Raw genomic sequence first — 7,569 nt, 5'->3', positions numbered from 1 at the left:
CGAAGGGTGAGTTCGCGGCGTCAGATTCCCCGAAGGCGACCTTCAGTCATCTGTGTCCCCTGGGGACGTCCTGCCAGGGGTGAAAATAGGGGCGCGCGCCTCCGCTGGAGGGGCGATCCTGCTGTGCCCGGCGAATCTGCTTATTTACGAGCCAGGGCATGGGCGTTGCCGTGCCGTGCGCCGTGCCGTGCGTCGTGCCGTGCGCCGTGAGGGGCGGGATTGGGGCGTCAGATGCCCCGAAGGTCACCTTCAGAGACCAAGCCCCGGCGGCCTCCCCGCCACCCATCTCACCGGAATCGACGCGCACACATCATCACTGTGGCCTTCGGGGCATCACATTCCCTCAAGGGCCCATTCAGGGCATTCTGAGCCCGCTGGGGCGGCGGCTGAGGCGGCGGCGGTGGCAAGGCTGTACGCCGGGACCGCGCAGGTGTCCCGGAGCAGAGAAGGCCCACGAAGGTCGCATCCGCGGCGCTCACGTCCCGAAAGGTCCCTTCGGGGCATGCGCGCCAAAACGAGCAGGGTGCGAGCTTCGAATTCCCAGCGCGTGCCCGAAGGACTCCTTCGGGAATCTGATGCCGCGAATCCGACCCTCGCGTTCGCGGATGCCTTCAAGCAGCCACGTATGCCCGGCTCGTAAATGAGCAGAATCGCCGGGCACCGCAAGATCGCCCTTCCAGCCGAGGCGCGTGCCCCCTATTTTCACCCTCGGCAGGAGGTCCCCGCCAGGGGACACCGACGACTGAAGGCGTCCTTCAGTCGCATCGGCGCGAGGCCGCGCGCTAGGAGCCTGCTGCTAACCGGACCTGAGGGCGCGCACGTCCCGCCGCCGTCTCGTACGCGGCGATCAGGCTCGCACGCACTTCGTCCGGTTCCTTCGTGATCTGCGATGGAAGCGTTTGGACGCAGCAAATCCCCGCGGCCGCGTAGCGCGTGTTCCGCTCGACTGTCCGGGAGTACCCGGACAGCGAGAAGTGGAAGTTCGCGGAATCGATTTCCCACGCCAGCCCGACATCATCCCACCAAGCATCGGGGCAGCCGACGTATTCACCCTTCGCGTCGTAGACCGGAACGTTCCAATGGGACGGTGGCGAAGGCAGGGTGTCCGCGATCGCCTTCGCCCGCGCTTCCGCGACGGACCGCAGCGAGGTCCAGCCCGCGAGCAGCCGACGCGGAAGAGCGGTTCCTCGCTGGCTTCCCTCATCCAGTTCCCGGAAGAGTTCCTCCGGTGCGCAGCGGCGCTGTTGTACCGCCTCGCTGAGGAGCTTCCCGACAGCATCCGGATTCTTGATGCGGCGCGCGGCATCGACCGTCGCACGGGCGATCGGTGCCAGCGCGAAATTGCCTCGGATCACGGGGGCGGGAAGCCGGTTGGTGCGCTCGACAACCACGAACTCGCTGCTTTTGACGTTGCGCTCATGCGGCACCAGGACGTGCACGTAGTTGAGCCGCGGCAGCGAAGGCGATCGCAGGCCGTGTCGAAGACACGCCTCGATACCGGTCAACTGTGCGGACGGGCCCGCGTACAAGAGCGCTGCCGCTGTTCGCTGAACCGTTGTCGGCGGCGCGTTTCGCAACAGCACCACGCCGGGCAGAATGCGCTGCCAGCGCTCGCCGGGAAGACAGCGCCGATAAATGGTCTTGCTGTGCATCCCGATCGCGATGAGCGCGGACACCTTGATGACGCCCATCATCGACCGGTTCTCCACCAGCTCGGGGTTATCAGCCCAATGGCCTCGTTTCATCACAGGTCACAGCGTGACCGTCGATGTCCGGCGAGCACCAGTCCCGACGGGCTCGGCTGTGGACAACCCGCTCCCTGTGGACAACTTCCGGAGCCCCGGCACCCATTGCTGTATCGTGCCGCCTCACCGAAAATCGCGGACGCGACAGGAAAGCCGAGTTCGCGGCATTGGACGCCCCGAAGGCGACCTTCAGGGCATCCGGGTCCCCGAAGGTCACCTTCGGGGCAAGGCAGACCCGCCCCCGGGATCAAGCCAAAGCCCGCGTGGGGGCCAGCCGAGCCGCACGGATGGCGGGATAGGCACCTGCCAAAGCGCCCACCAGAGCGGAAACGGCAACGCCGCCGACGAGTGCCAACGGTGGCAGGATCGCGGGCCAGCCCTGGCTCAGCGCATACCCGGTCGTCCCCAGCACCCCGATCAGGACGCCGCAAGCGCCGCCTAACCCGGACAGGAGCACCGATTCGGCCAGGAACTGGCCCCGGATCTGCCGTTTCGTGGCACCGAGCGCGCGGCGCAGGCCGATTTCCTGGCGCCGTTCCAGTACCGAGATCACCATCGTGTTCGCCACTCCCACCGCGCCGACGAGCAGCGCGACCGCGCCGAGACCGAGGAACAGCGCGTCGTAGGTGCTGCCGGACGCCTTCTGCGCTTCGAGCGCTTCCGACGGCTTGCGCACGTTGACCTCGTTCGGCGCGGCCGGGCTCAAAGTCCGCCCCAGCACCGATCGCACATTGTCCACTTGGGACTCCGGCGCGCGCACGTACACCGTCGTCGGGTGCCCGTTGAACCCGAGGTAGCGCTTCGCGGCGTCCCAGCCGACGAGCACCGAGCGTTCCACCTCCTCCGCGAGCGGCATCGGGTCGAGGATGCCGCCGACGGTGAACCACTGGTTCCCGATCCACACCTGTCGCGGGTGCGCCGGGTCCACGTGGTCGATCCCGAGACGAGCCGCGGCCACGGAACCCAGTACCGCCACCGGGAAAGCCTGGTTCGCCGCGTTCAGGAACGTACCGCCACGCGCCTTCCCGTCCAGCACGCCGAGCAGATCCGGGTTGGCCGCGTAGACGGAGAGCCCGGACGTCTCGTCGGCGGACACCTTGTCCGTGCGCCGCACCGTGTCGCCGGTCTTCCCGAGCGCGGCGGCCCCGGTGACCGGCGCGATCCGCTTCGCCATCGGCACCGCGGTGTCCGGCAGGGTCGCGTCCTTGCCGAACAGGGTCTGGCCCGGCCCCGCCGCGAGCAGGTTCGTGCCCATCGCGGCGAGCCGGTCGTGCAACGCCTGCGCGCCCGACGCGGGAACCGCCAGCACGGCGACCATCGCGGCCACACCGATCGCGATGCCGAGCGCGGAGAGCACCGCGCGCAACGGCCTCGTCCGCATCCCGTGCGCGCCGAGCGCGAACAGGTCGCCGCCGCCCAGCCGCGCCGGCGAAGGAGGCGCTTCGAGAGTCGTCGTCATGTCGCGACCGCCATCGGGCTCCCGGTGTCGAGCCGCAACTGCCCGTCGAGCAGTTCCACTCGCCGCGGCACGCCGGCCGCCACCCCGTGGTCGTGCGTGATGATCACGACCGTGGTGCCCTCCGCGCTCAGCTCGCCGAGCAGCGCCAGCACCGATTCCCCGTTGACGGTGTCGAGGTTCCCGGTCGGCTCGTCGGCGAGCAGGATCGGCGGCCGGTTCACCGTCGCCCGCGCGATCGCCACGCGCTGGCGTTCCCCACCGGACAACTCGTTCGGCAGGTGCGAAGCCCGGTGCGCGAGCCCCACCCGCTCCAACGCCTCCAGCGCGCGTATCCGCCGCTTCCGCCGCGACACACCGGCGTAGAGCAGGCCCATCGCGACGTTGTCGACGGCCGTCACGCCGTCGCTGAGGTAGAAGCGCTGGAACACGAACCCGATCCACCGCGACCGCAACGCGGACAGCGCCCTGTCCCCGAGTTCCGCGACATCGTGCCCGCGCACCAGCACCTGCCCGCTGTCCGGCCGGTCCAATGTGCCCATAAGCTGGAGCAAAGTGGACTTCCCCGATCCGGACGGGCCGACGATCGCCAGCATCTCACCGTCCTCAATGGACAAAGAGACTTCCCGCAACGCGGCCACGTTCCCGCCGTAGGTTCGGGATGCCTCCACTACTTCGAGCACCGGTGTCATGACGTGGTCACCACCGTCATGCCCTCGCGGACCCCGGCGCCACTGACCTCGACCCTGCCATCGGCGAACAGTCCCGTTTGGACCGGAAGCAGGCGTCGCTTGCCGCCTTCGTCGACCTCCAGTGCGTAACCGCCTTCGGCGAGCGCGAGCAGCGCGCCGACCGGAACGGTGAGCACCCCGTCCCGCTCGCCCTTGGTGAACCGCACGCTGACCGAGGCCGAATCGAGCTGCCCCGACCCCGCCGTGTCGTCCATGGTGATCTGGACTTCCACCTTCGACTTGCCGTCACCGGAGGCCCCGTCACCCGGCACCGCGGTGACCGAGGTGATCGTGCCGGTGGCCGAACCCCCGCCACTGATGTCGAGCCCGACCTTCGCGCCCTTCGCGGCAAGGTATTGCTTGTCCTGGTCGAGCTGCACGGTGACCGCGCGCGTGGTGTCGGTGACCTTCATCAGATCGCCGCCAGCGGGCGCACCCGGCTGGGCGCTGACCTTCGACACGCGCACCGGTCCCGGTTGGACGATCACGTCACCGGAGCCGAACGTGCCGGTCTCGGGCAGCCCGATCTTCTTCTGCCATTTCTTCAACGCGGTGGCGGTCGCGGCGGTGAACTTCGCGTCCGGCCTGCCGAACGAGCCGTAGCCGAGCGCCTTGAGGTTCTCCTCCAGCTCCTTGACGTCCGGCCCGTCCTCGGCCCCTTCGGCGAGATCGCGGTAGAACGGCAGGCTCCCGTATAACAGCGGCACCGGTTTCGCGTCCACTGTGTACACGGACTTGCCGCGCTCGAGCACCGTGCCCGCCTCCGGCAAACCGGTGACGGTGCCCTGTTTGCGCCCCGGCACCGAGCGCTCGGCGCCGTAGCCGAGACGGCCGTCGACGGTTTCCTCTTCGGACAGGTTCCCCTTCGCCACGGTGGCCGTGGCGACCGGCGGCGGTGGCGCCTTGTCCCCCGCCGCGGCCGTTCCGCCGAGCCTGGTCAGTATCACCGCGGCGACGGTGCCGAGCACCACCACGACGACCGCGCCCGTGACGAACCAGCGAGCCCGCCGGTTGGTTCGCGCGCTCATTTCCCGGGCACCGCCGCGGCGGCAGGTGCGCCTTCGCCCATCCCGCACGCCTTCGCGGCGGCTTCCATCTTCGCGGGGTCGCCCGCCTTGCCCGCGACGCGCATCCCCGGCTTTTCCGGATCGGGATCCGGCATGTCGACACCGTGCTCGCGCATGCACTTCGCCTGCTTGCGCATCTCGTCGAGCTGCTTGGCGTCCGGTTTCTTCATTTCGCCGCCGTTGGGCAGCAGCTTGCGGCACGCTTCCTCCGCGGCCTTCATCTTCGCCTCGCCACCGGCTTCGATCTTCATCGTGGTGCCCATCCCGCCCGGTTGCGGGTCCGGCATGTCGACGCCGTGCTCACGCATGCACTTCGCGAAGGCGCGCCGCTTGTCCTCGTCGCTGCCGCCCTGGTTGCCCGCGTTCTGGTCGCCCTGTCCCGCCGCGGGCGGTGACGACACCGACGACACCGACGCCACCTTGTCACCGCCGCCGTCGTCGTTCGAGCAGCCCGCGAGAGCCACCAGCGCCCCGGCGATCCACACCCCGGCCATCAGCCCTGCTCGCATCGCTTCCTCCGCCTTTCCGAAATGAACGCGGGCCCGGCCCCCGACGACCCGGGCCCGCCTGCCGGAGAAAGGTCTACGGAGCGGGTGATCTCGGCGCGCTAAGCGAGTTCGCTTATCCCGCGCTTATCCCGATCGCGGAAACTGAACGGGTGAGAGTGCTCGTGGTCGAAGACGAACAGCTGATGGCGGACACCGTGGCCGAGGGACTGCGGCGGCTGTCGATGGCGGTCGACGTCTGCTACGACGGCGGGCAGGCGCTGGAACGCGTCGGCGTGCACGCCTACGACGTCGTCGTGCTCGACCGCGACCTGCCGGTGGTGCACGGCGACGACGTGTGCCGCGCCGTGGTCGGCACCGGCGGCGAGGCACGCGTGCTGATGCTCACCGCGGCCGCCGACGTGACCGACCGGGTGGGCGGGCTCGGCCTCGGCGCCGACGACTACCTGACGAAACCGTTCGCGTTCGCCGAACTCGTGGCCCGCGTGCAGGCGCTGGGCAGGCGTGCGCGGCCCGCGCTGCCACCGGTGCTCGAACGCGCGGGCGTCGTCCTCGACCTGCCGCGCCACCAGGCCGCCCGCGACGGCCGGTTCCTGACGCTGTCCCCGAAGGAGTTCGCCGTGCTGGAAGTGCTCATGCGCGCCGAAGGGGCCGTGGTCAGCGCCGAGGACCTGCTCGAAAAGGCCTGGGACGAACACGCCGACCCGTTCACCAACGCGGTGCGGGTCGCCGTGATGACGCTGCGCCGCAAGCTCGGGCAGCCGGGCCTCATCGAGACCGTGCCCGGCGCGGGTTACCGGTTCGGCCCATGAAGGACCTCAAGCTGACGCTGCGCGGCAGGCTGACCATCGTCTACGGCGGGTTGTTCCTGCTCATCGGCGCCGTGCTGCTGATCGTCAACTACGTACTGGTGAGCGGCTCGCTGCCGGAGGCGGGCACCTACGCGCGCACCGCGACGGCGGCGCTCGGCCCCGCCATCTCGTCGAACGGGCCCGCGGTGGGCACGCCCATGGCGCCGGCCAGGACCGTCCCGGCGAGCGAGGCCCTCCAACTGGTCAGCGGGTCGCTGTCGGACTACCGCTCGTCCACCCTGTCCCAGCTCATCCTCACCTCGGTGCTGGCACTGGTCATCGCGGCCGCGCTCGCGGTGGCGCTCGGCTGGGTGGTTTCCGGCAAGGCCCTGCACCCCATCCACGCGATCACCTCGACCGCGCGCAGGCTCGGCGCGCGCAGCCTCGACCGCCGGATCAACCTCGACGGCCCGTCCGACGAGCTGAAGGAGCTGGCGGACACCTTCGACGGCATGCTCGACCGGCTCGCCGTCTCGTTCGACAGCCAGAAACGCTTCGTCGCCAACGCTTCGCACGAGCTGCGCACGCCGCTCGCCGTCCAGCGGACCCTCATCGAAGTCGCGCTCGCCGACCCAGAAGCGGGCCCCGAGGTGCGCAAGCTCGGCCAGCAGCTGCTCTACACGAACGAACGCAGCGAACGCATGATCGAGGGCCTGCTCGTGCTGGCGCGCAGCGACCGCGGGCTGACCTCGCGGACCCCGGTGCGGCTCGACGAGATCGCCGAGCAGGTCGCCCGCTCCGTGCGAGCACGCGCCGCCGAAAAGCAGGTCACCGTGCGCGTCAACGCGGTCCCGCGCACCGTCGCGGGCGATCCGGTGCTGCTGGAACGGCTCGTGACGAACCTCGTCGACAACGCCATCACCTACAACCACGAGAACGGCTCGGTGCTCGTCGAAGTCGGCACCGACCCGGCGCTCGTCGTCCGCAACACGGGCGCGCAGGTCGACCCGAACGCCGTCCCGCAGCTCTTCGAACCGTTCCGGCGCCTCACCGAGCGCACCGGCGACAGCCGCAACGCCGGGCTCGGGCTGTCGATCGTGCGCTCGGTCGCGCAGGCGCACGGCGGCACCGTGCACGCCGAAGCGGGCGCGCACGGCGGGCTCGCCGTCGCGGTGCGGCTGCCCGGCTGAAAGTTCCCCTTTTCGTGATGGTCCGGTCACGGCGCGTCCGCATCCTCGTGCGCGTGCCCGTCGTTCATGATCGAAAAGGGATC

The 7,569-nt window shown here is 69.8% G+C and carries 7 protein-coding genes; 2 read left to right on the top strand and 5 right to left on the bottom strand.

Annotated elements, in window-relative coordinates; all coding sequences use genetic code 11:
* Nucleotides 1-782 precede the first annotated feature (782 nt).
* From ABD256_RS41740 to ABD256_RS41720, 5 genes are all read right to left on the bottom strand, one after another.
* Nucleotides 783-1,745 (bottom strand): hypothetical protein, encoded by a 963-nt coding sequence (locus ABD256_RS41740; protein WP_344431542.1) that lies wholly within the window; start codon nt 1,743-1,745, stop codon nt 783-785.
* A 247-nt stretch (nt 1,746-1,992) separates the two neighbouring features.
* Nucleotides 1,993-3,204, bottom strand: a complete 1,212-nt coding sequence (locus ABD256_RS41735) for an ABC transporter permease (RefSeq protein ID WP_344431538.1) — start codon at nt 3,202-3,204, stop codon at nt 1,993-1,995.
* Nucleotides 3,201-3,893, bottom strand: a complete 693-nt coding sequence (locus tag ABD256_RS41730) for an ABC transporter ATP-binding protein (protein ID WP_344431536.1) — start codon at nt 3,891-3,893, stop codon at nt 3,201-3,203. Before ABD256_RS41730 ends, ABD256_RS41735 begins: the two co-directional genes overlap by 4 nt.
* Nucleotides 3,890-4,960: a peptidoglycan-binding protein gene (locus tag ABD256_RS41725; protein ID WP_344431534.1), complete on the bottom strand. Its 1,071-nt coding sequence runs from the start codon at nt 4,958-4,960 to the stop codon at nt 3,890-3,892. The genes ABD256_RS41730 and ABD256_RS41725 overlap by 4 nt, the downstream gene beginning before the upstream one ends.
* A complete protein-coding gene (locus ABD256_RS41720; protein WP_344431532.1) occupies nt 4,957-5,508 on the bottom strand; it encodes a hypothetical protein in 552 nt (183 codons plus the stop codon). Before ABD256_RS41720 ends, ABD256_RS41725 begins: the two co-directional genes overlap by 4 nt.
* A 149-nt stretch (nt 5,509-5,657) precedes the next feature.
* Between ABD256_RS41720 and ABD256_RS41715 the strand changes: the two genes are divergently transcribed.
* Together ABD256_RS41715 and ABD256_RS41710 are read left to right on the top strand one after the other, a co-directional pair.
* Nucleotides 5,658-6,317: a response regulator transcription factor gene (locus tag ABD256_RS41715; protein ID WP_344431530.1), complete on the top strand. Its 660-nt coding sequence runs from the start codon at nt 5,658-5,660 to the stop codon at nt 6,315-6,317.
* Nucleotides 6,314-7,486, top strand: coding sequence for a sensor histidine kinase (locus ABD256_RS41710; RefSeq protein ID WP_344431528.1), 1,173 nt, complete (start codon nt 6,314-6,316; stop codon nt 7,484-7,486). The genes ABD256_RS41715 and ABD256_RS41710 overlap by 4 nt, the downstream gene beginning before the upstream one ends.
* Nucleotides 7,487-7,569: the final 83 nt, after the last annotated feature.

The sequence above is a fragment of the Amycolatopsis minnesotensis genome (assembly GCF_039529815.1).
In the GTDB taxonomy this organism is placed as follows: domain Bacteria; phylum Actinomycetota; class Actinomycetes; order Mycobacteriales; family Pseudonocardiaceae; genus Amycolatopsis; species Amycolatopsis minnesotensis.
Note: the sequence above shows the minus strand (reverse complement) of the source record. Positions and strands in the feature narration are given on the sequence as shown.

What these genes read in the sequence shown, in the direction of transcription:
- ABD256_RS41725 (WP_344431534.1), bottom strand. Translation starts at nt 4,960, where the DNA reads ATGAGCGCGCGAACCAACCGGCGGGCTCGCTGGTTCGTCACGGGCGCG.
- ABD256_RS41720 (WP_344431532.1), bottom strand. Translation starts at nt 5,508, where the DNA reads ATGCGAGCAGGGCTGATGGCCGGGGTGTGGATCGCCGGGGCGCTGGTG.
- ABD256_RS41740 (WP_344431542.1), bottom strand. Translation starts at nt 1,745, where the DNA reads ATGAAACGAGGCCATTGGGCTGATAACCCCGAGCTGGTGGAGAACCGG.
- ABD256_RS41730 (WP_344431536.1), bottom strand. Translation starts at nt 3,893, where the DNA reads ATGACACCGGTGCTCGAAGTAGTGGAGGCATCCCGAACCTACGGCGGG.
- ABD256_RS41735 (WP_344431538.1), bottom strand. Translation starts at nt 3,204, where the DNA reads ATGACGACGACTCTCGAAGCGCCTCCTTCGCCGGCGCGGCTGGGCGGC.
- ABD256_RS41710 (WP_344431528.1), top strand. Translation starts at nt 6,314, where the DNA reads ATGAAGGACCTCAAGCTGACGCTGCGCGGCAGGCTGACCATCGTCTAC.